Here is a 21,744-nt window from a genome sequence, read left to right on the forward strand (position 1 = left end):
CCACTATCCGGGACTCAACTCGCTGAGGACAACCTAGCGCAGCCTGACGACGTGGGCGTGAGTTGTCCACAACGCGAATAGAAACAATGGCCCCGGCCCTCCCATCGCGGGAAGGTCGGGGCCTTTTCGTGTTTCCGGGGGTGCGGGTGGTGTTCTACTGCGAGGGCTGGACGGGGTACGCACTCACCTTCAAGGCAGAAGCGGAGCCCTGCGGGCCCAGGTCTCCCGGTCCCTCACTCCAGTCGACCCGCCGCCCTCCGCCCCCACTCAGCAGCATTCGCCCACGGCAACTGGACCCCCCGTGTCTCGGGGCGTCTGTTGCTATGGCCCTGGGATACGCCGTGCACTGGCGTTCCCTCGCCCGGCGGTTCGGACGATTCGGGAGGGGTGTCACCGCGCCTGAGTTGATTAGCAGCCCGGCAGGCTTTCCACGCTGGAGGTTCACGCTGTGACCTCGTGCCGTCCACCGGCGTTGCGACGGTGGACAGGACGCGGCCCCGCGTGTGGGGGCCGGAGGCTCTAGGGCACGCCCTGGCCGGAGAAGATGCGCCACAGGGGCACATGGACCGTGGGGCCGATGACACGGCGCTCACGAGCCGCCCACAGGTCTACAGGCACGTCCTCGCCGGGCAGGTGGACTCGATACGTACCGGAGGCGTCGCGGCGCGTGTGCGCGTGAATGGTGCCGTCCTGGCCGACCATGACCCCGGCGTGCATGTCGCCGTGGTGGGCGCGTCCAGCGTCCGCGAGGGGGCCGGGGTCCACGTCGTGGTGCGCACCGATGTGCGCGAGGACGCGGGCCGAGTTGTCCTGGTAGTAGTCGCCCATTGTCAGCACGCCCCCACGAGAAGAGACGGGGCGGAGAGAAGGAAGAAGCCCGCCACCGTGAGCGCCACCGATGTGGCGGCGCGGGCGACGGGCTGGAGAAGCTGGGAGAGTGTGCGGGTACGCTGGTTCACGGCGTCACGTCCTTGCTTACGTGGTGTCCATGCCCCGGGCGGCTGCAACCGCGCCGGGGCCTTTCTGTCACCAAGTAGTCAGGCCGTGCGCTGACCCTCCAAAATCCGCTAGATCATGCGGGTCGGAGGATATTCCCCCCGTCTCCGCCAGAGAGGGCCGGAATCCACGCGATTCCGGCCCTCTTCGCGTCTGCGCGCGGCGACCTGATGTGCCGACCGACCGGTGACTAGCCCTCCCCGCGGCGCTCCCGCATGCGGCGCAGCAGCTCGTACGCCTCCGGCACGGAGAGCTCCGAGTGGCTGGACAGCTGGACGGCGGCGGACTCGAGGTTGCCGTCCCGCACCATGGCGGCGAGCTGGTCGCGCAGCCACGGCGGCAGGTCCTGCGAGGAGAGCCGGACGGACTCCGTCCCCCGCATCACCTCGACCTCGAAGGGGAGCTCCTCCTCGGCGGGGGCGGCGGTCCACTCGGCCGGGACGGTCAGGGTCGTCAACTCGTCGGCGGACGGCGCCGTCGGACGCGGCGCGGCCGAGGCGTGGTCGGTGTCCTGCCGGGCGTCGTCCTCGGCCACGGCGTCAGAGGTCTCGCGATCGGGCGTCTGGGCGTCCGGCTCCCCCCGCCCGCTCGAATCCTGTCCGGGCCGCTTCGGCCCGGGGGTGTCGGCCGGGGCTGCGTCGTCCCGGTGGGGCTCCCCATGGTCGCCGGGAACGGGCCCCGCGACTCCGGCGGACGTGGCGTCCGGTTCCTGCACCGGCTCGGAATAGACCTGCGGATGCACGGCGAGGGACTGCACGTCCATGACGGCGTCCTTCAGGCCGCGTCCCGTGTGGGCGCGGTAGTCGCGCACGGCCTCCATCACGCGGCTCTGGGCGATGTGCCCGTACACGCGCCGATGGGCGTCCTCGTCCAGCAGCCCCGCCGCCAGACGCGCCCGCTCCGGTCCGATGTCCAGCCCGCGACCGGACGGCGTGCGCTGATCCGCCGCCTGACGCGCTCGACCAGCCGACATCCACCGGGCGGCGGCGAACGCGAGGGCGCCGATGACGACCACCGCGAGGACAGGGACGAGATATTCCATGCCACCAGTCTAGGTGTGGCCCACAAGGGCCATGCCGGCAGCCGCGGCGCCACATCACAACCTGGTCACAGTTCTGCCAGGGCTCCAGAGCCACCGGGGGCCTCCCCTACGGTGGAATGTGGAGTCCTCCGTGTCTGGTCACGGCGGCCGGGTCCTCCGGCGCCACGGACGCGGCCGCCTCGTCGCCCGCATCTGCGGACGGATCCGAGGCCTCGTCGTCGCAGGGACGGTCCTCGGATGCGGCCTCCTCGCCGGCTGCGACGTCGTCCGGTGAGGGCTCGCCGTCGGCCGCCGCAGACCCCGCGGACCCCGCGCTCCCCCTGGCCGCCCGCTCCCACGAGGGCGTGCCGATGCGGGCCTTCACGGCGGAGGAGCGCCCGCCGCAGTTCGTCCTCTTCTCCTTCGACGGCGGCCGTCAGGACGCGCGCTGGAAGACCTTCCTGGACGCGGCCGCGGACTCCGACGCGAAGTTCACGGTGTTCCAGTCCGCGATCAACCTCATCGAGACCGCCAACCGGGAGAACTACGCGGCGCCCGGCAACGAGCCCGGCTACGTGGGCACGGAGTTCGGCGGCGACGAGGCCGAGGTGGCGCAGCGCATCGAGAACATCAACACGGCCCACGCCGCCGGCCACGAGATCGGCACCCACTACGCGGGTCACCTGTGCGCGCCCACGAGGTACGGCGCAGACCAGTGGTCCACGGCCGAATGGAAGCAGGAGTACGGCTCGTTCACGGACATCCTCTCCGACCCCGGCGCCTACAACCCGGGCAGCTCCCTGCCGGCGCTGGAGGTCACCCCCGACGACGTCAAGGGCGGACGTCTGCCCTGCCTCGACGGGGAGTGGGACCAGCTCGTCCCGATGTGGAAGGACAACGGGCTCGAGTACGACACGTCGCGTGCCGCGGCCGCCTCCGGCGTCGCCTGGCCCTACCAGGAGGACGGGATCTGGGAGTTCGAGATGCCGATGGCCTGGTCCCCCGTGCTCGCCGAGAAGGACGCGGCCAGCCCGTTCGTGATGGCGATGGACTACAACTTCTGGATCTCCGGCAACGGCGGCAAGGACATCCCGGAGGACGTCTCCCGACTCACCGACTTCCAGTACCGCACCTACCGCTACATGTACGACTCGGCGTTCGCGGGCAACCGCGCCCCGCTGGTCTTCGGCAACCACTTCAACGACTGGGGTCTCAACGCGTTCAACCCGGCTGTGGAGAAGGTCATGCGGGAGGTCTGCGTCGAGGAGGACACCTACTGCGTGACCTACCAGCAGATGATCGCGTGGCTCGAGCTGCAGGACCCCGAGGTCCTCGCCGCCTGGCGCGACCAGGCCCGGTCCGCCACCGGCACGGATGCCGAGGCCCTCGGCTGGTGACCCGCGGGGCGGCCCGCTGACACCCGCTCCCTCGACGGCCCCGGCTCAGCGCACCGGGGCCGTCCCGCGTCCGCGCAGCACGACGACGGCGCTCGCCAGGGCGGTCAGCACCAGGGCCAGGACCATCAGCACCGTCCCCGGCCACCCGTGGGACTCGTGGAACACGCCGCCCAGCCAGCCGAAGAGGCTCGAGCCGGCGTAGTACGCGAAGTTGTACAGGGAGGTCGACTGGGCGCGGCCCGTGGGGGCGGCCGTCCCGGACCACGCGGAGGCCATGGCATGGGCGGCGAAGAACGCGCCCGTCACGAGCACGAGGGCAGGCACCAGCACCGCCGGATGCGGGACCAACGTGAGGGCGACGCCCGCCGCCATGGCCGCCGTCGCGCCGGCCAGGACCGGCAGCCGGCCCACCCGCGCGGCCAGCCGGCCCGCGCGCGGCGACGACCACGTGCCCGCGAGATAGGCGAGGAAGACGAGGCCGGCCGCCGTCGGCGTCCAGGAGAACGGCGGGTCGAGCAGGCGGTACCCCACGAAGTTGTACAGCGCCACGAACCCGCCCATCAGCAGCGCCCCCTGCAGGTAGACGGCGACGAGCTCCGGCGAGCGCAGGTGGCCACGCACGATGCGCACGAGCGTCGCCGGGGAGGTGGGCGACGGCGTGAAACGTCGGGCGCGCGGCGTGATCGCCAGGAAGCCGACCGTGCACAGCACCCCGACCACGGTGACGGCCAGCATCCCGCCGCGCCACGAGGACGCCTCCGCGACGGGCAGGGCCAGGAGCCGGCCGGAGAGCCCGCCGAGGGTGGTGCCGGCGATGTAGGTGCCGGCGGCCGCCGCGACCGCGTGCGGGACCACCTCTTCCGCCAGCAGCGCCACGGCGAGTCCCGCGACGCCCCCGTGCGCCATGCCCTTGAGCAGGCGCAGGCCGAGCATGGCCTCGAACGTGGGTGCGAGGACGCCCGTGAGCGCGCACGCACTGGCGGAGACCATTGAGACCACCATGGCGCGTCGGCGGCCCCACCGGTCCCCGGCCACGGACCACGGCACCACCGACACGGCGAGGCCGAGTGTGCTGGCGGAGACGAGCAGGGCGGCACGGTCCGCGGGGACGCCCAGGTCGTCGCTGACCAGCGGCAGCAGGCCCTGCGGGGAGTAGAGCTGGGCGAACGTGGCCACCCCCGCCAGGAACAGCCCGATCAGCAGCCTGCGGTACGCGGGCTCCCCGGGGGCGGCCGGCGCGGGTCCCGACGGCGGGACGGCCGGGGGCCCCGCGGGCGGGGGCGGAGTGGTCGGGGGCACGCCCTCACTGTATCCAGGCTGTCCACTACGATCGGTCGGGTGACTACCTCGACCCCCTCCCTCGACCTGCACGATTCCTTCAAGGCGTACGACGTCCGCGGCATCGTGGGCGAGTCCATCACGGCGGAGAGCGTCCGCGCGGTGGGTGCGGCCTTCGTGGACGTGCTGGGCCTGGCCGGTCAGACCGTGCTGGTCGGCGGGGACATGCGCCCCTCCTCGCCCGCGTTCATGACGGCCTTCGCCGAGGGCGCCACGCGCCGCGGCGCCGACGTCGTCACCCTGGGGCTGATCTCCACGGACATGCTCTACTACGCGGCGGGCGTGAAGCAGGCCGCGGGCGTGGTGTTCACCGCCTCGCACAACCCGGCCGAGTACAACGGCATGAAGATGGCCCAGGCCGGCGCCGTGCCGGTCTCCTCGGACACCGGGCTGTTCGAGATCCGCGACGCGGCCCAGGCCTACCTCGACGCCGGTGAGATCCCCGCGGCCGAGACCGCCGGCACCGTGACGGAGGAGGACATCCTCCCCGGCTACGCGGCATACCTGCGCTCGCTCGTGGACCTGACGGGGGTGCGCCGCCTGAAGGTCGTGGTGGACGCGGGCAACGGCATGGCGGGCAAGACCACCCCGGCCGTCCTCGGCGACGCCGAGCTGGCCGCCCTGCCGCTGGAGATCGAGCCGCTCTACTTCGAGCTGGACGGCACCTTCCCGAACCACCCGGCCAATCCTCTGGAGCCGGAGAACCTGCGGGACCTGCAGGCCGCCGTCGTGGAGCACGGTGCGGACATCGGCCTGGCCTTCGACGGCGACGCCGACCGCTGCTTCGTGATCGACGAGCAGGGCGCCCCGGTCTCCCCCTCCGCGGTCACCGCCCTGGTGGCCCGCCGCGAGATCGCCCGCGCGAAGGCCGACGGCGAGCAGACCCCCGTGGTCATCCACAACCTGATCACCTCCCGCGCCGTCCCCGAGCTCGTGGCGGCCGACGGGGGCCGGGCCGTGGAGACCCGCGTGGGCCACTCCTTCATCAAGGCGGTCATGGCCGCCGAGTCCGCCGTGTTCGGCGGCGAGCACTCCGCGCACTACTACTTCCGCGACTTCTTCAACGCGGACACCGGCATGCTCGCGGCCATGCACGTGCTGGCGGCCCTGGGCGGCCAGGAGCAGCCGCTGTCCGAGCTGGCCGAGGAGTACGAGCCGTACGTGGCCTCCGGAGAGATCAACTCGCAGGTCGCGGACAAGGACGCCGCCGTGGCCGCGGTGGTGGCGCAGTTCGCCCCCGCCGTGGGCGAGGGCGTCGGCGAGGGCCGGGCCGTGCACGAGGACTTCGCCGGGGTGGCCACCACGGTGACCCGCATGGACGGCACCACGGTCGCCGCCCAGGACGGCACGTGGTGGTTCAACCTCCGCCCGTCCAACACGGAGCCGTTCCTGCGCTACAACGGCGAGGCCCGCACGGCCGCCACCATGGAGGCGCTCCGCGACGCCGTGCTGGCGATCGTCCGCGCGGAGCGCTGACCTCGGCGGCTCATCCGGCCTGGGCGAGGACGAGCGGCAGCACCCCCTGCGCGCCGGCCTCGCGCAGCACCCGCGCGGCCTCGGCGAGCGACCACCGCGAGTCGACGAGGTCGTCGACCAGCAGCACGGGGCCGTGGCGGCCGGCGTCCGGGGCGGTGCGCAGCATCTGCGCCATCGCCTCGGGGACGGCGAACCGGCCGTACACGGACCCGAGCCGGTAGGCGCTGTTGCCGCCCGGCCCGGCCGTGGGGCCGCCGCGCGCGTGCTCGAGCGAGCCGAGGAACGGCAGCCGGCCGATCCGGGCGATCCCCTCGGCGAACGACCCCACCAGCTGCGGGCGGGTGCGCGAGGGCATCGCGACGACGGCGATCGGCCGCGTCCGCCACCCCCAGCCGGCCAGGACGTCGACGGCGCCCCGCAGGACCTCCTCCGGCACCGGGGCGTCCTCCCGGTCCAGCAGGTCCCGCAGGACGGTGCCCCACCCGAGGTCCGTCAGGCGGGCGAGCGCGCGCCCCTCCTCGGCCTGTGACTCGGGCGCGATGCGCCCCTTGACGGGCACGCCCAGCCGGTCCATGCCCGAGGGCCACATGCGACGGGGCTCGATCGGCACACCGGTGCGGCGCAGGGCGGCCTCCGCGCGCTCCCGCGCCGCCCCGTCCGATCCCGTCGGGTACCAGGGGCCGGCGCAGACGTCACAGCGGCCGCACGGCGCGGCGGTGGGGTCGTCCAGGGTGCGGGCCAGGAACTCCATGCGGCACCGGTCCGTGGTCTGGTAGTCGAGCATGAGCCGCTCCTCGGCCCGGCGGGCCTCGGCCACGCGGGCGTACCGCTCGGCGTCGTACGTCCACTCCCGCCCGGTGGCGCGCCAGCCGCCGCCCACCCGCTCGACCGCCCCGTCCACGGCGAGGACCTTGAGCAGCAGCTCCAGGGAGGTGCGCTTGATCCGCACGGACGGCTCGAGCGCCGCCACGGAGAGGGCCCCGCCGTGGTCCGCGAGCGCCCCCAGCACGGCGCGCGCCTGCCCCTCGTCCGGCATGGAGGCGGTGGCGAAGTACTCCCAGATGCGACGGTCCTCGGGCCCGGGCAGCAGGAGCACGTCCGCGTGGTCCGTCCCGCGGCCGGCGCGGCCGACCTGCTGGTAGTACGCCACGGGCGAGCCCGGCGCACCGAGGTGCACCACGAACGTCAGGTCCGGCTTGTCGAAGCCCATGCCGAGCGCCGAGGTGGCCACGACGGCCTTCACCCGGTTGGCCTTGAGGTCCTCCTCGATCTCGGCGCGACGCTCCGGGTCCGTGCGGCCCGTGTAGGCGACCACCTCGTGCCCCGCCTCGCGCAGGGCGCGCGCCGTGTCCTCGGCGGCGGAGACGGTGAGGGCGTAGACGATCCCGGAGCCCGGCAGGTCCCCGAGGTGGTCGAGGAGCCAGGCCAGGCGCGCGGCCGGGCTGGGCATGCGCAGCACGCCCAGGCGCAGCGAGGCGCGGGCCAGGGGGCCGCGGAGCACGAACACGTCCTGCTCGGAGGCGACGCCGAGCTGCTCCACCACGTCCGCCACCACACGGGCGTTGGCCGTGGCGGTGGTGGCCAGCACGGGCACCGCGCGCGGCCCCTCGGCGGGAAGCAGCCCGATCAGGTCCCGGATGCGGCGGTAGTCCGGCCGGAAGTCGTGGCCCCAGTCGGAGATGCAGTGGGCCTCGTCCACCACGAGCAGGCCCATGCGCGCCACGAGGTCCGGCAGCTGCTCGTCCCGGAACCGGGGGTTCGTGAGGCGCTCGGGCGAGATCAGCAGCACGTCCACCTCGTCCGCCGCGAGCCGGGCCCGGACCTCGTCCCACTCCGTGGCGTTCGCCGAGCTCACGGACACCGCGCGCACGCCCGCCCGGGCGGCGGCCGCGACCTGGTCCCGCATGAGCGCGAGCAGCGGGGAGACGATCAGCGTGGGCCCCGCGCCGCGGGCGCGCAGCAGGAGGGAGGCCACGAAGTACACGGCGGACTTGCCCCAGCCGGTGCGCTGCACCACCAGGGCGCGGCGGCGGTGGGCCACGAGCGCCTCGATCGCCTCGAACTGCCCGTCCTTGAATCGCGCGTCCGGCCGGTCCACGAGCCGACGCAGGACGGCCAGGGCCTCCTCGTGCAGCGCGGCGTCGCCCCCCGGCACGGAGGTCTCGGGGAGGCGGGGGCCGGCGTCGGGGTGCGAGGTGGCGTCCATGGCGTCAGTATGCCAACCGGCCCGGACACCGCAGGCGCGGCGGCGCCGTGCACCGGTGGGATGATGGCGGGATGAAGCTGAGCGCCTACACCGACGTCTGCCTGCGTGTGCTGATGACGCTCGCGGCCGCCGAGGGGGAACGGCTCACCAGCCAGCAGATCGCGGACCGGATCCAGGTGCCCTACAACCACGTGATCAAGGCGGTCGCCGAGCTGCGTCGCCGCGGGACCATCGAGGTGCTGCGCGGTCGGCACGGCGGGGCCATGATCGCCGCGGCCGGTCTGGACCAGCGTGTGGGCGAGCTCGTGCGCTCGCTGAGCAGCCGCGACGAGGTGATCGACTGCGCCGGGCGCGACTCCGGGGTGGCGTGCCCCTACGCCGGCGACTGCCGCCTGCGCGGCGCCCTGCACCGCGCACGCGAGGCCTTCCTCGCCGAACTCGACACCGTGCGGATCCGGGATCTGGTGAGCGCCGGGCCTGTCGGCGGACCCGTGCTGCTGGGCCTGCCGGAGATCCCCGTGACGCACTGAGGGAACGGGCCGGGGGGCGAGTTCCCGACGGCGACGGCCGGGTGTAATCTGGCAAAACCAGCGCAAGATTCGCCACCGAAGAGACGGAGACCCCCGTGCTGTCCGAGAAGTCCCACCCCGTCATCGAGGCCACCGCCGCCGTCGTCGCCGAGCACATGCCGGAGATCACGCCCCTGTTCTACGCCCACATGTTCGAGGCCCACCCCGAGCTCCTCGACGGCGTCTTCTCCCGCGCCAACCAGCGCAACGGCGAGCAGGCCCAGGCCCTCGCCGGCTCGATCGTGAAGTTCGCGGTGCACCTGCTCGAGAACCCGGGCACCCTGCCCGAGGCCGTCCTGTCCCGCATCGCCCACAAGCACACCGCCCTCGGCATCGTCGAGGAGCAGTACCCGATCGTCTACGAGAACCTCTTCTGGGCCATCGGCGAGGTGCTCGGCGACGCCGTCACCCCCGCGGTGGCCGACGCCTGGACCGAGGTCTACTGGCTCATGGCCGACGCCCTCATCAAGATCGAGAAGGGCCTCTACTCCCAGCAGGCCAACGACAGGATGTGGACGGACTGGAGGGTCGTCGCGAAGGAGCCCACCGGCAACGCGGCCGTCACCTTCCGCTTCGAGCTGGCCGACGACACCCCGCAGTCCCGCGGCAGGGCCGGCGGCTACGTGTCCGTGCGCCTGAAGGTCGAGGACGGCCTGCGCCAGTGCCGCCAGTACTCCCTCTCCGAGAAGGCCGAGTCCACCACCGAACGTGTCATCACCGTGAAGCTGGACGAGGGCGGCGAGGTCTCGCCCATGCTCATCCAGAACGTGGAGGTCGGCGACGTCATCGAGCTGTCCAACCCCTACGGCGACATCACCCTCGAGGACGAGGACTCCACCGCTCCCCTGGTCCTGGCGACCGCCGGCATCGGCATCACCCCGGCCGCCGCGATCTTGGACGCGCTCGCCCAGCAGGGCTCGGACCGCCAGGTCCTCTTCTTCCACGGCGACGCGTCCTGGGAGGCGGTGGCCCTGCGCGAACAGGTGACGGAGTCCCTGGCGGCGTTGCCGCACGGCGACGCCCGCCTCTTCCTCGGGGTGCGGCCGGAGCAGGACCCCGAGGGCGTCACGACCGTCGAGGGTGTGATGCACTTCGACGACGTCGAACTGCCCCGCGACGGGCACTACATCCTGTGCGGCCCGCTCGCGTTCATGCAGTCCACCCGCTCGAAGCTGATCGACGCCGGCGTGCCCGCGACGTCCATCCGCTACGAGATCTTCGGCCCGGACCTCTGGCTCGCCGCCTGATCCGGCCCCGGAACGCGGAACGGCCCGCACCCCTCACGGGGTGCGGGCCGTTCCGCGTGCGGCGGGGCTCAGGCCTGCGCGAAGCGCTGCTTCTGCGCCTCGAAGCGGTCGCGGATGGCCTGCGGCAGGGACTCGCCGAACCGGCCGAGCCACTCCTCGATGAGCTCGTTCTCCTCGGCCCATTCCGCGGCGTCGACCTTGAGGGCGTCCTCGAGGTCCTCGGCCGACACCTCGAGGCCGGACAGGTCGAGCGAGCCCGCGGCCGGCACGAGGCCGATCGGGGTCTCCTCGGCCTCGGCCTTGCCCTCGAGGCGCTCCACGACCCACTTCAGGACGCGGGAGTTCTCGCCGAAGCCGGGCCAGGCGAAGCCGCCGTCGCGGTTGCGGCGGAACCAGTTGACCAGGTAGATGCGCGGCAGCTTCTCCGGGTCGGCCTTGCCGGACTCCCTGACCCAATGGGCCAGGTAGTCGCCGGCGTCGTAGCCGAGGAACGGCAGCATGGCCATCGGGTCGCGGCGCACGACGCCCACGGCGCCGGCGGCGGCCGCGGTGGTCTCCGAGGAGAGGGTGGCGCCCTTGAGGATGCCGTCCTCCCAGTCGAAGGCCTCGGTCACCAGCGGCACGGTGGTCTTGCGGCGGCCGCCGAACAGGATGGCGTCCAGCTTCACGCCCCGCGGGTCGCGGTACTCGTCGGCCAGCATGTCCGTCTGCTCGATGGGCGTGCAGAACCGGGAGTTCGGGTGGGCGGCCGGGGTGCCGGACTCGGGCGTCCAGTCGTTGCCGCGCCAGTCGGTGAGGTGCTCGGGGACCTCGTCCGTCATGCCCTCCCACCACACGCCGCCGTCGTCGGTGAGGGCGACGTTGGTGAAGATGGAGTTGCCCTTGGAGATCGCGCGCATGGCGTTCGGGTTGGTGGACCAGCCGGTGCCGGGGGCGACGCCGAAGTAGCCGGTCTCCGGGTTGATCACGCGGAACTCGCCGTCCTTGCCGGCGCGGATCCAGGTGATGTCGTCGCCCAGGGTCTCGGCCTTCCAGCCCTCGATCGTGGGGTCGATGAGGGCGAGGTTGGTCTTGCCGCAGGCCGAGGGGAAGGCGCCGGTGATGTGGTAGGACCGGCCCTCGGGGTTGGTCAGCTTGAGGATCAGCATGTGCTCGGCGAGCCAGGCCTCGTCCCGGGCCATCACGGAGGCGATGCGCAGCGCGTAGCACTTCTTGCCGAGCAGGGCGTTGCCGCCGTAGCCGGAGCCGAAGGACCAGATGGAGCGCTCCTCGGGGAAGTGCACGATCCACTTGGTCTCGTTGCACGGCCACGGCACGTCCTGCTCGCCCGGCTCCAGCGGGGCGCCCACGGAGTGCACGGCCGGCACGTAGAAGGCCTGCTCGCGGGACATCTTGTCCAGCACGTCCTGGCCGATGCGGGCCATGATGCGCATCGACAGGACCACGTAGGCGGAGTCGGTGATCTCCACGCCGTACTTCGGGTCCTCGGCGTCGAGGTGGCCCATCACGAACGGGATCACGTACATGGTGCGGCCGCGCATGGCGCCGGTGAACGCGTCGTCGAGGATCCCGTGCATCTTCGCCGGGTCCATCCAGTTGTTGGTGAAGCCGGCGTCCTCCTCCTTCTCGGAGCAGATGAAGGTGCGGTCCTCCACACGGGCGACGTCGGCGGGATCGGAGAACGCGGCGAAGGAGTGGGGGAACTTGTCCTCGGCCAGGCGGGTCAGGGTGCCCGCCGCCACGAGCTCGTCCGCGAGACGGTCGCGCTCCTCCTCGGAGCCGTCGACCCACTGGACGGAGTCCGGCTGCGTCAGCTCTGCGATCTGAGCGACCCACTCGCGCAGCTGGGCGTAGTCCGTGGGCGCGTCCGCCAGGGCGCGATCCGCGAACGAGGTGGTGGCGTTGTCAGCCATGGTGGAGAGTCCTCCCATTGGGGTCCGGGGCCGTTCCGTCCCGTCCACTCCGATGCGTGCACCGCCGAAGCGCGCACCACATCGTTGTGGCCGCACGGTCCTGCCATGGTACCCGAGCCCGGCTATGATGGCCGCGCCCCCGCCACACCCCCGACTCAGACCACCGCAGACCGTCGATTTGCACTTCGCCGGAGAGGTCCTGTAGTGTTCTACGAGTTCGAGCCGCTCCGGCGGATCGGATGATGCGCCCATAGCTCAGCTGGATAGAGCGTCTGTCTACGGAACAGAAGGTCAGGGGTTCGAATCCCTTTGGGCGCACGATCGGAAGGCCCCGCTCCTGCTGGAGCGGGGCCTTCGTCATGTCGGCGCGCCTCTGCCACGCGCGCCGCCGCGGAGGTCAGCGCCCCGGAACCACGAAGTGCGTCAGGGCGGCGTCGCGGCCGTCGAGCTCGGCCCACGGCTTCTCCACCCGGAACACCTGCATCCCGAGCGTCGGGTAGTGCTCGCTCATGCGCAGCGCCGCGTCCTGGTCCGAGTCCAGGCTCATCAGCCGCATGCCCAGCTCCTGCACCCACGGCATGTGGCCCACCACCAGCAGCCGTCGCGTGGTCTCCTCCGTCTCGTTGACGACGGCCAGGGCCCGCGCCGCGTCGGCGCCGTAGAGCCGCGGGTCCAGGTAGGGCGTGGGTGCCAGCTCGCCCAGGCGCTCGCACACCCACACGCACGTCTGACGGGTGCGCAGCGCATCGGAGCACACGACGGCGTCCGGGACGAGGTCGTGCTCGCGGAGCCAGTCGCCGGCGGCGGGCGCCTGGGCGTGGCCTCGCTCGGCGAGCGGGCGGGCATGGTCGTCGGCCGCGTCGGGCCAGCCGGCCTTGGCGTGCCGGAGGACGATCAGGGTCTTCGCGTCGGCGGTGCTCATGCGGCCAGGCTACGGCGACGGCCCCCGCTCGGGTGAGCGGGGGCCGTCGTCGGACACGGGCGGGCGCGGGTCAGATGCTGTACTCCGGCGCCGCCCACACGACCACCTCGGGGTGGCGGTAGAAGCGGTAGCCCTGGCCGCGCACGGTGCGCACGGTGTTCGCGAGGCGGCCGAGCTTGGCGCGCAGGCGGCGGATGTGCACGTCGATGGTGCGCTCGTTGGGCACCTCGTCGGCGTTGCGCCACAGGGCGTCGAGCAGCTCCTCGCGGCCGACGGTGCGCTCGCCGTTCTCCACGAGGTAGTTCAGGAGCTCGAACTCCTTGAAGGTGAGGTTCAGCGACTCACCGTCCAGCTGCACCTCGCGCCGGGACAGGTCGATCAGCACACCGGGCTGGCGCGTGGACACGGGGGCCGGCGCCTGCGCCAGGTCGGGACGGGTGCCGCCCTGCACGGTCGGGTCGCCGAGCACCTGGCGCACGACCTCGATGTCGCGGCCCTCCGCGCCGGCGGGGGCCAGGGCGACGGCGGCGTGCGACTCCGCCCCGGGGACGAGGGACTCCACGTAGTGGCGCAGCTCATTGGCCAGCCGCGTGAGGGAGGTGCCGGCGGCCGAGGCGGCCAGCTCGTCCATGCCCACGTAGATGACGAACCCACGGGCCTCGTTCTCCCGGGCCACCGCCTGGGGACCCGGGATGCCGTTCGGCGCCAGGACCGGCGTCGGCGCCGTCTGGGAGTCGGGGGCGTCGGTGCCACCGGCCAGGCGCAGGCCTGCGCGGGCCTGGCCTCGGCGGGACATGCCGTCGGCCCGGCGCTGCGCGTTGCGGACGGAGATGTGCACGTATCCGGCGGACTGACCCATGGCCACCACTCCTCTTTCGGCTCATGGCCCCTCCACCGCTCGGTCGGCGCGGCGGACGAGGCGTCACATGACAAGAATGTGACTTCACCGAGGGGACTGGCAAGTAACGTTCGCACTTTTGTCTCATTATTTGAGAAGAAGAGTCCTGAATGTGCTCAACATCACTATTCGCGGATCGGAATAGCGTCGCGAGGACGGTCGGCTCGCCCGCGTGACTCTTTCATTGTTCAACACGGCAGGACGCGCCACAGGACGAGTGATTATGCGGAATATTTATGCAGGCGACTTCCAGGCATTCCATATGACGCGATGATGACGGGTCACAGCGGGCCATGACGTCCACTAAATGGACGACACATTCGCGGCTCCGCTTGACGTCCCCGCCGGAGACGCTCCCGTGAGACGACCACGGTCCCCGCCCGGTGGGGGCGGGGACCGTGGTCGTCTCGCGGCGGACGCGGAGGTCCGATCAGGTCATTCCGCCAGGCCGTAGAGCCGGTCGCCGGCGTCACCGAGGCCGGGGACGATGTAGGACCGCTCGTCCAGGCGCTCGTCGACGGCGGCCAGGTACAGGTCCACCTCGACGTCGCCCAGCGAGGCCTCCAACCGCTCGATGCCCTCGGGCGCTCCGAGCAGGCAGAGGCAGGTGACCCGCGCCGCGCCGCGCTGGTAGAGGAAGCGGATGGCCTCGATCAGCGTGCCTCCCGTGGCCAGCATGGGGTCCAGGACGAACACGTGACGCCCGGACAGGTCGGCCGGCAGCCGCTCCGCGTAGGTGACGATGTCCAGCGTCTCCTCGTTGCGGGCCATGCCGAGGAACCCGACCTCGGCGGACGGCGCCATCTTGGTCATCCCCTCCAGCATCCCGAGTCCCGCGCGCAGGATCGGCACGACCAGCGGACGCGGGCGGGCCAGGCGGAAGCCGGTGGTCGCGGTCACCGGGGTCTCGATCCGCACCTCCTCCATGGCCACGTCGCGCGTCGCCTCGTAGGCGAGCAGCATCACGAGCTCCTCCGTGAGCTGCCGGAAGATCACGGACGGGGTCTTCTTGTCCCGCAGGACGCTGAGCTTGTGGGCCACGAGCGGGTGGTCGACGATGTGGACGCGCATGGCGCCCACGGTACCGCCCACGCGTGCCCCTCCGCCCGTCCCCGTGCCCGCGGGGGCGCCGACACCGCCGCTAGGCTGGCCGCGTGTCCGCCCCCGTCCCCTCCCCCGCGCCCACGGCCGAGCAGGAGCACGTGTGGATGGGCCTGGCCCTCCGGGCCGCCCGCGCGGCCGGAGCGGCCGGCGACGTGCCGATCGGTGCCGCCCTCGTGGCCGGCGACGGGACCGTCCTGGCCGTCGTCGGGAACGAGCGCGAGCAGCACCACGACCCCACCGCCCACGCCGAGGTCCTCGCTCTGCGCCGCGGGGCGGAGCTGCGGGCCGCCGCCGGGGCGGGCGACGGCTGGCGCCTGACGGACTGCACCCTCGTGGTGACCCTCGAGCCCTGCCCCATGTGCGCCGGTGCGCTGCTGCTGGCCCGCATCCCGCGCGTCGTATTCGGGGCGTGGGACCCGAAGGCGGGCGCGTGCGGCTCGGTGCTGGACGTGGTCCGCGACCCCCGCTTCAACCACCAGGTGCAGGTCCGCGCCGGCGTCCGTTCCGAGGAGAGCGCGGCGCTGCTGCGGGGGTTCTTCGCCGCCCAGCGCGACTGAACGCGCCCGTGCCCGACGACGGCGGGCGGCCGGTTTGGGCGCGCCGCCACGGCTCGGGTAGGGTGTTCTGGTCTGGTGACGTGTCCGAGCGGCCGAAGGTGCAGCACTCGAAATGCTGTGTACGGTAACCCCGTACCGTGGGTTCAAATCCCACCGTCACCGCCAGATGTGAAGCCCGGGAGCCCTGCGCTCCCGGGCTTTCGCCATGCCGGGGCGGGTCCGGCCGCCGCCTCAGCGCGGCAGGACGGCGTCCAGGAACGAGGCCACCGCGGACCACGAGATGGAGGCGTGCACGGCGCTGGCCGGCACACCGTTGCGGAGCACCTCCGCGCTGCGGGTCTTCGCGGTCATCATGCCCAGGTCGTGGCCACCCTCGGCCACCGAGTAGAACGCGGTGCGCAGTCCGGCGGCCTCGGCGGCCCGGTACAGCTCGAGGCTCTGCCCCCACGGCACCGTGACGTCCTTGCGCCCGTGGACGACCAGCAGGGGCGGCGAGTCCGGGCGCAGGTGCGCGATCGGGGAGGCCAGCCGGGTCAGGCCGCCCGAGGCCAGGACCGGCACCCCCAGCATGTCCGACTTGGTGCTGCGGTCGTCGAGGTGGCAGTGCTTCAGCCGGTTCGCGCGGTTGTAGTCCGCGCACGCGCCCGGGAGCATCTGGCGGTTCATCGTCAGGAAGTCCGTGGGGCCGAAGAAGTCCACGATCGCGTGGACGCGGTCCTCCTCCGGGATCGCGTGGCCGCCGTCGGGCACCTCCCGGCCGGGCAGCGGCACCTGCTCGCGGTCCAGGTCCTGTCCGCCCGTGAGGCCGGCCATGAGGGCGTTCCAGCCGCCCGACGACGAGCCGGCCACGGCCACCCGCCCCGCGTCCAGCTGCAGGCCCGGGGCGTTGCGCCGCACCCAGCGGACCGCCGCCGTCGCGTCCTCCACCTGGGCGGGGAACGTGCCCTGCTTGGAGCTGCGCACCGAGAACGCGGCGACGGCGTAGCCGTGCGGGACCAGGCCGCGGGCGACGTCGGCGCCGTCGCTGTAGCCGCGATCGCTGCGCCAGCCGGAGCCCGCGTTCCACACGAGGACCGGGAACGGGCCCTGGCCCGGCGGCCGGTACACGTCGATGCGTCCGGCGCGCCCGGGCAGGGCCGCGTATGTGTGCCCGGTGGAGCTGCGCATGCCGTACAGGACCGTCGAGTTGGCGCCCAGCGGCCCGGCGGGCGCACCGGCCAGGTCCGCGACGACGGCCACCCCGCCCACCGCGAGGGCGCCGACCCCGAGGCCGAGCGCGGCGCGGCGGGACACCCGCGCGGACCGTGCCGTCGACGTCATGGGCCCCCTTCCGGTGCGGAGCCAGGCACCCCGCCCCGGCGAGCGTAACCGAGCGGCGGGGGCCGACCCCCGTACCGTGTCCGCGGCCGGTGCGATCATGGGGCCATGTCTGTTCGGGTGCTGGCCATCGGCAAGAAGCATGAGGCGTGGGTCGTCGACGGGATCGACCGCTACGAGCGGCGCCTCAAGAAGCCCTACGACCTCTCGTGGCGTCTGCTGCCGCACTCCGCGCGGCAGGAGGAGGCGGCGCGCACGGAGGAGTCGGACCGGATCCTGGGCGCGGTCGGCGCGGACGAGCACCTGATCCTGCTGGACGAGCGGGGGACGGCGTTCGACTCGCCGGGTCTGGCGCGGCACCTGCAGAGCCGGTTCGACGTCGGCGCCCCGGTGACGATGGTGATCGGAGGCGCGTACGGGGTGGACGCCCGGGTCCACGCCCGCGCGGACCGCGTCTGGTCCCTGTCCCCGCTCGTCTTCCCGCACCAGCTCGTGCGGCTGATCCTGGCGGAGCAGGTCTACCGAGCCCAGGAGATCTCCGCCGGCCGACCGTACCACCACGCATGAGCGGGCCCGCGGAGACCGCAGCGGGCTCGGCCACGCCCGCGGCCGACGTCGTCCTGGGCCGGTTCACCGAGCCCACGCGCGCCTGGTTCACGGGCGCGTTCGAGGCCCCGACGCCGGCCCAGCTCGGCGCGTGGGACGCGATCTCCTCGGGGCGGCACGCGCTGGTGATCGCGCCGACCGGCTCGGGCAAGACCCTCTCCTCCTTCCTCTGGGCGCTCGACTCGTTCGTGCGCGAGCCCGCCACCGAGGGGACGGCGGCCACCCGCGTCCTCTACGTCTCGCCGCTGAAGGCGCTCGGCGTGGATGTGGAGCGGAACCTGCGGGCCCCGCTGGTGGGCATCACGCAGACCGCCGCGCACCAGGGCAGGCCCGTGCCGCGCGTGCGGGTGGGTGTGCGCTCCGGGGACACCCCGGCGGCCGAGCGGCGGCGCCTGCAGCAGGATCCGCCGGACATCCTCATCACCACGCCCGAGTCGCTGTACCTCATGCTCACCTCGCAGGCCCGAGCGGCGCTGGCCGGGGTCCGCACGGTGATCGTGGACGAGGTGCACGCCGTGGCCGGGACCAAGCGCGGCGCCCACCTGGCCGTCTCCCTCGAGCGCCTGGACGCCCTGCTGGACACGCCGGTGCAGCGGATCGGCCTGTCCGCCACGGTCGAGCCGGCCGCCGAGGTGGCCCGGTTCCTCGGCGGCACGCAGCCGGTGACGGTGGTGCGGCCCGCCTCGGCCAAGCGCTGGGACCTGACGGTCACGGTGCCGGTGCCGGACCTGACGGACCTCTCCTCCCCCGCCGCAGCCCACGACCTGGGGCCCGGCTCCTCGACGGGCGGGCTCGGCGACGAGGGCGCGGTGACGGGCGGGTCCATCTGGCCGCACGTCGAGGAGCGGATCGTGGACCTGGTGGCCGAGCGGCGTTCCACGCTCGTGTTCGCCAACTCCCGGCGCCTGGCCGAGCGCCTCACCGGTCGGCTCAACGAGATCTGGGAGGCCCGCGCCGAGGCGGCCGCCGCGGCCGAGCACCCGGACGCCGTCCCCGGCTTCCGCACACCGGACCCGACCGGCTTCCACGGCCCCGCCCAGGTGGCCGGGCAGACCGGCACCGGATCGGGCACCGTCTCCGACTTCGCCCGCGCCCACCACGGCTCCGTGTCCAAGGAGCAGCGCGCCATCGTCGAGGAGGCGCTGAAGACCGGCCAGATCCGCTGCGTCGTGGCCACGAGCTCGCTCGAGCTGGGCATCGACATGGGCGCGGTGGACCAGGTGATCCAGGTGGAGTCGCCGCCCTCGGTGGCCTCCGGTCTGCAGCGCGTGGGCCGTGCCGGCCACCAGGTGGGCGAGGTCTCCCGGGGCGTGTTCTTCCCCAAGCACCGGGGCGACCTCGTGGACACCGCCGTCGTGGCCGAGCGCATGACGGCCGGGCGCATCGAGTCGCTGCGGATCCCCGCCAACCCGCTGGACATCCTCGCCCAGCAGACCGTGGCCGCCGTCGCCGTCGCGGACCTGGACGCACAGGGGTGGTTCGACCTCGTGCGCCGGTCCGCGCCGTTCGCCACGCTGCCGTTCTCCGCCTACGAGTCCGTGCTCGACCTGCTGGCCGGCCGCTACCCCTCGGACGAGTTCGCCGAGCTGCGCCCGCGCATCCTGTGGGACCGGGAGAACGGCACGCTCGCCGCCCGCCCCGGCGCCCAGCGCCTGGCGGTCACCTCGGGCGGCACCATCCCGGACCGCGGCCTGTTCGGGGTGTTCCTGGCCTCCGACGGCGGCGCGGACGGCACCCCCGGCGGCGCGGCGGCCGGGGACACGGCCGAGTCGGCGGGCACCGCGTCCGCGGGCTCGGCCCGCTCCGGCGGGCGCCGGGTCGGCGAGCTCGACGAGGAGATGGTCTACGAGTCCCGCGTGGGGGACGTCATCCTGCTGGGCGCCACGAGCTGGCGCATCGTGGACATCACCGCGGACCGCGTCCTGGTGCTGCCCGCCTACGGGCAGCCCGGCAAGCTCCCGTTCTGGCGGGGCGACGCCGCGGGCCGGCCGGCGGAGCTGGGCGACGCCGTCGGGCGCTTCCGCCGCGAGCTGGACGCGGACCCCGAGGCCGGCCGCACCCGCCTGGCCGCCGCAGGCCTGGACCCGTGGGCGCAGGACAACCTCCTGGCCTACCTGAAGGACCAGCGCGAGGCCACCGGGGTGCTGCCCACCGAGCAGACGCTCGTGGTGGAGCGGTTCACGGACGAGCTCGGCGACTGGCGCGTGGTGCTGCACTCCCCCTACGGCATGGCGGTGCACGCCCCGTGGGCGCTCGCGGTGGGGGCGCGGCTGGCGCAGCGGTACGGGCTGGAGACCGGCTCGGGCGCGGCGATGGCGGCCGACGACGGGATCGTGCTGCGCATCCCCCTGATGGACGCGGAGCCGCCGGGCGCGGAGCTGTTCGAGTTCACGGCCGAGGAGCTGGACGAGATCGTCACGGCGGAGGTCGGCGGGTCCGCGCTGTTCGCCGCCCGGTTCCGGGAGAACGCGGCCCGGTCCCTGCTGCTGCCGCGCCGTGACCCCGGGCGGCGGACCCCCCTGTGGCAGCAGCGGCAGCGGTCCGCGCAGCTGCTGGACGTGGCACGGAAGCACCCGCGGTTCCCCGTGATCCTGGAGACCGTGCGCGAGGTGCTCCAGGACGTCTACGACCTCTCGGCGCTCAAGGAGCTCGCGGGGCGGGTGTCCTCACGGGCCGTCCGGCTCGTGGAGGTCACGACGACGGCACCCTCGCCGTTCAGCCAGTCCATCCTGTTCGGCTACATCGCCCAGTTCATCTACGAGGGCGACTCCCCGCTGGCCGAGCGCCGCGCCGCCGCGCTCTCCCTCGACCCCGCGCTGCTGTCCGAGCTGCTGGGCACGGAGGAGCTGCGCGAGCTGCTCGACGCCGAGGTCATCGCGGAGGTCGAGGCCCAGCTGCAGCGGCTCGCGCCCGACCGGCGCGCCCGCGGGGTCGAGGGCGTGGCGGACCTGCTGCGCCTGCTGGGACCGCTGTCCGTCGCCGAGGCCGCGCGGCGCACACGGGCCGAGGGGGAGGCGGAGGAGGCCGCGGACGAGGACGCCGTCGCCGGGATGCTGGCGGAGCTCGAGCGCGCCGGCCGCGCGTTCCGCCTGCGCCAGGACGGGGTCGAGCGGTTCGCCGCCGTCGAGGACGCCGCCCGCCTGCGGGACGCGCTCGGCACGCCGATCCCGCACGGAGTGCCCACCGCATTCCTCGACCCGGTCGACGACCCGCTCGGGGACCTCGTGGGCCGCTACGCCCGCACCCACGGCCCCTTCACCGCCGCCGAGGCGGGGGCTGCGCTGGGGCTGGGCGGCGCCGTCGTGCTCTCGGTGCTGCAGCGTCTGGCCACCGAGCGCCGCGTGAGCACGGGCGCGTTCCGGCCGGAGGGCACCCCCGGGGCCGCCGGCCTGGACGCCGAGTGGTGCGACGCCGAGGTGCTGCGGCGGATCCGCATGCGCTCCCTCGCCGCGCTGCGCGCCGAGGTCGAGCCGGTGGACCAGGCCGCGTACGCCCGGTTCCTCGCCGACTGGCAGCACCTGCGGCCGCGGACGGGGCGCGACGGGGCCTGGCGGCCGCCGGCCACGCTCGAGGGCGTGGACGGGGTGGCCACCGTCCTGGACCAGCTGGCCGGCACGCCCCTGCCCGCGAGCGCGTGGGAGTCCCTCGTGCTGCCCGCCCGTGTGCGGGACTACGCCCCCGCCCTGCTCGACGAGCTGCTGGCCACGGGCGAGTACGTGTGGTCGGGCGTCGGGGAGGCCGCCGGCAACGACGGCTGGGTGGCCCTGCACCCCGCCGACGCCGTGGACCTCACGCTGCGCCTGCCCGAGCCCGCCGAGGCGACGCCGGCCGACGCCGCCCTGCGCGCGGCCGTGCTGGAGGTGCTCGCCGGCGGTGGGGCCTGGTTCTTCCCGCAGCTCGTGGAGCGGGTGCGGGCGGCGCAGGCGGCGGGCGACGACGGCGACGCGGGTGGCGCAGGCGGGGCGGGCGGGCCCGACCCGCACCGCGACCCGGCCGACCTGGCCCGCGGCCCCGCGGTGCTGGGCGCGCTGTGGGGCCTGGTGTGGGACGGCCGGGTCGGCAACGACACGTTCGCCCCCGTCCGCGGCCTGCTCTCGCTCGGCAAGACCGCGCACCGCACCGGGCGGCAGACGCCGCGGGCCCGCACCGCGCGGACGGGCGGGGCCGCGGGGGCTGG

16 protein-coding genes and 2 tRNA genes are annotated in these 21,744 nt (G+C 73.6%); 9 read left to right on the forward strand and 9 right to left on the reverse strand.

What is annotated here, in order from left to right; all coding sequences use genetic code 11:
- Positions 1 to 519 precede the first annotated feature (519 nt).
- Both SJ20_RS04120 and SJ20_RS04125 read right to left on the reverse strand, forming a co-directional pair.
- A complete protein-coding gene (locus tag SJ20_RS04120; protein ID WP_131661441.1) occupies positions 520 to 837 on the reverse strand; it encodes a hypothetical protein in 318 nt (105 codons plus the stop codon).
- 349 nt (positions 838 to 1,186) lie between these two features.
- The gene (locus tag SJ20_RS04125; RefSeq protein ID WP_044659038.1) at positions 1,187 to 2,038 is read right to left on the reverse strand and encodes a hypothetical protein; all 852 of its coding nucleotides are present in this window, start codon (positions 2,036 to 2,038) and stop codon (positions 1,187 to 1,189) included.
- A gap of 350 nt (positions 2,039 to 2,388) precedes the next feature.
- Between SJ20_RS04125 and SJ20_RS04130 the strand changes: the two genes are divergently transcribed.
- Complete coding sequence (locus tag SJ20_RS04130; protein ID WP_235281254.1) at positions 2,389 to 3,414, forward strand: hypothetical protein; 1,026 nt, start codon at positions 2,389 to 2,391, stop codon at positions 3,412 to 3,414.
- A 45-nt stretch (positions 3,415 to 3,459) separates the two neighbouring features.
- Here the strand turns inward: SJ20_RS04130 and SJ20_RS04135 are convergent, their stop codons facing one another.
- Positions 3,460 to 4,611 carry an MFS transporter gene (locus SJ20_RS04135; RefSeq protein WP_255351305.1) on the reverse strand — a complete coding sequence of 384 codons (1,152 nt, stop codon included), beginning with the start codon at positions 4,609 to 4,611 and terminating at the stop codon, positions 3,460 to 3,462.
- Positions 4,612 to 4,752: 141 nt separating this feature from the next.
- Here SJ20_RS04135 and SJ20_RS04140 point away from each other — a divergent pair, with 141 nt between their 5' ends.
- Complete coding sequence (locus SJ20_RS04140) at positions 4,753 to 6,228, forward strand: phosphomannomutase/phosphoglucomutase (RefSeq protein WP_044659040.1); 1,476 nt, start codon at positions 4,753 to 4,755, stop codon at positions 6,226 to 6,228.
- Positions 6,229 to 6,238: 10 nt separating this feature from the next.
- Here SJ20_RS04140 and SJ20_RS04145 read toward each other — a convergent pair whose 3' ends face one another.
- Positions 6,239 to 8,434, reverse strand: a complete 2,196-nt coding sequence (locus SJ20_RS04145; RefSeq protein WP_044659041.1) for a RecQ family ATP-dependent DNA helicase — start codon at positions 8,432 to 8,434, stop codon at positions 6,239 to 6,241.
- 71 nt (positions 8,435 to 8,505) lie between these two features.
- On the opposite strand from SJ20_RS04145, the gene SJ20_RS04150 reads away from it, so the two are divergent.
- A complete protein-coding gene (locus SJ20_RS04150; protein WP_041102859.1) occupies positions 8,506 to 8,964 on the forward strand; it encodes an Rrf2 family transcriptional regulator in 459 nt (152 codons plus the stop codon).
- A gap of 95 nt (positions 8,965 to 9,059) precedes the next feature.
- The gene (locus tag SJ20_RS04155; RefSeq protein ID WP_044659042.1) at positions 9,060 to 10,250 is read left to right on the forward strand and encodes a globin domain-containing protein; all 1,191 of its coding nucleotides are present in this window, start codon (positions 9,060 to 9,062) and stop codon (positions 10,248 to 10,250) included.
- A gap of 68 nt (positions 10,251 to 10,318) precedes the next feature.
- Here SJ20_RS04155 and SJ20_RS04160 read toward each other — a convergent pair whose 3' ends face one another.
- Entirely contained in the window at positions 10,319 to 12,163 is a 1,845-nt protein-coding gene (locus tag SJ20_RS04160) for a phosphoenolpyruvate carboxykinase (GTP) (protein WP_036316066.1), read from the reverse strand.
- 244 nt (positions 12,164 to 12,407) lie between these two features.
- Between SJ20_RS04160 and SJ20_RS04165 the strand changes: the two genes are divergently transcribed.
- Positions 12,408 to 12,481, forward strand: a tRNA-Arg gene (locus SJ20_RS04165).
- A gap of 79 nt (positions 12,482 to 12,560) precedes the next feature.
- Here the strand turns inward: SJ20_RS04165 and SJ20_RS04170 are convergent.
- From SJ20_RS04170 to upp, 3 genes are all read right to left on the reverse strand, one after another.
- Positions 12,561 to 13,085, reverse strand: coding sequence for a histidine phosphatase family protein (locus SJ20_RS04170; protein ID WP_002854135.1), 525 nt, complete (start codon positions 13,083 to 13,085; stop codon positions 12,561 to 12,563).
- Positions 13,086 to 13,155: 70 nt separating this feature from the next.
- Positions 13,156 to 13,944 carry a winged helix-turn-helix domain-containing protein gene (locus SJ20_RS04175; protein WP_036316068.1) on the reverse strand — a complete coding sequence of 263 codons (789 nt, stop codon included), beginning with the start codon at positions 13,942 to 13,944 and terminating at the stop codon, positions 13,156 to 13,158.
- Between the two features lie 474 nt (positions 13,945 to 14,418).
- Entirely contained in the window at positions 14,419 to 15,054 is a 636-nt protein-coding gene (gene upp / locus SJ20_RS04180; RefSeq protein ID WP_044659047.1) for a uracil phosphoribosyltransferase, read from the reverse strand.
- 83 nt (positions 15,055 to 15,137) lie between these two features.
- Here upp and SJ20_RS04185 point away from each other — a divergent pair, with 83 nt between their 5' ends.
- Both SJ20_RS04185 and SJ20_RS04190 read left to right on the forward strand, forming a co-directional pair.
- Positions 15,138 to 15,644 (forward strand): nucleoside deaminase, encoded by a 507-nt coding sequence (locus SJ20_RS04185; protein WP_044659043.1) that lies wholly within the window; start codon positions 15,138 to 15,140, stop codon positions 15,642 to 15,644.
- A 74-nt stretch (positions 15,645 to 15,718) separates the two neighbouring features.
- Positions 15,719 to 15,809, forward strand: a tRNA-Ser gene (locus SJ20_RS04190).
- A gap of 66 nt (positions 15,810 to 15,875) precedes the next feature.
- Here the strand turns inward: SJ20_RS04190 and SJ20_RS04195 are convergent.
- On the reverse strand, positions 15,876 to 16,964 hold the full coding sequence (locus tag SJ20_RS04195; RefSeq protein WP_044659044.1) for an alpha/beta hydrolase: 1,089 nt from the start codon (positions 16,962 to 16,964) through the stop codon (positions 15,876 to 15,878).
- A gap of 105 nt (positions 16,965 to 17,069) precedes the next feature.
- Between SJ20_RS04195 and SJ20_RS04200 the strand changes: the two genes are divergently transcribed.
- Both SJ20_RS04200 and SJ20_RS04205 read left to right on the forward strand, forming a co-directional pair.
- On the forward strand, positions 17,070 to 17,528 hold the full coding sequence (locus tag SJ20_RS04200) for a 23S rRNA (pseudouridine(1915)-N(3))-methyltransferase RlmH (RefSeq protein WP_174232859.1): 459 nt from the start codon (positions 17,070 to 17,072) through the stop codon (positions 17,526 to 17,528).
- A partial coding sequence (locus tag SJ20_RS04205) for an ATP-dependent helicase (RefSeq protein WP_044659045.1) occupies positions 17,525 to 21,744 on the forward strand: 4,220 nt, incomplete at its 3' end. The genes SJ20_RS04200 and SJ20_RS04205, both read left to right, overlap by 4 nt.

It is taken from the genome of Micrococcus sp. MS-ASIII-49, assembly GCF_000946635.1.
Lineage (GTDB): Bacteria > Actinomycetota > Actinomycetes > Actinomycetales > Micrococcaceae > Micrococcus > Micrococcus luteus.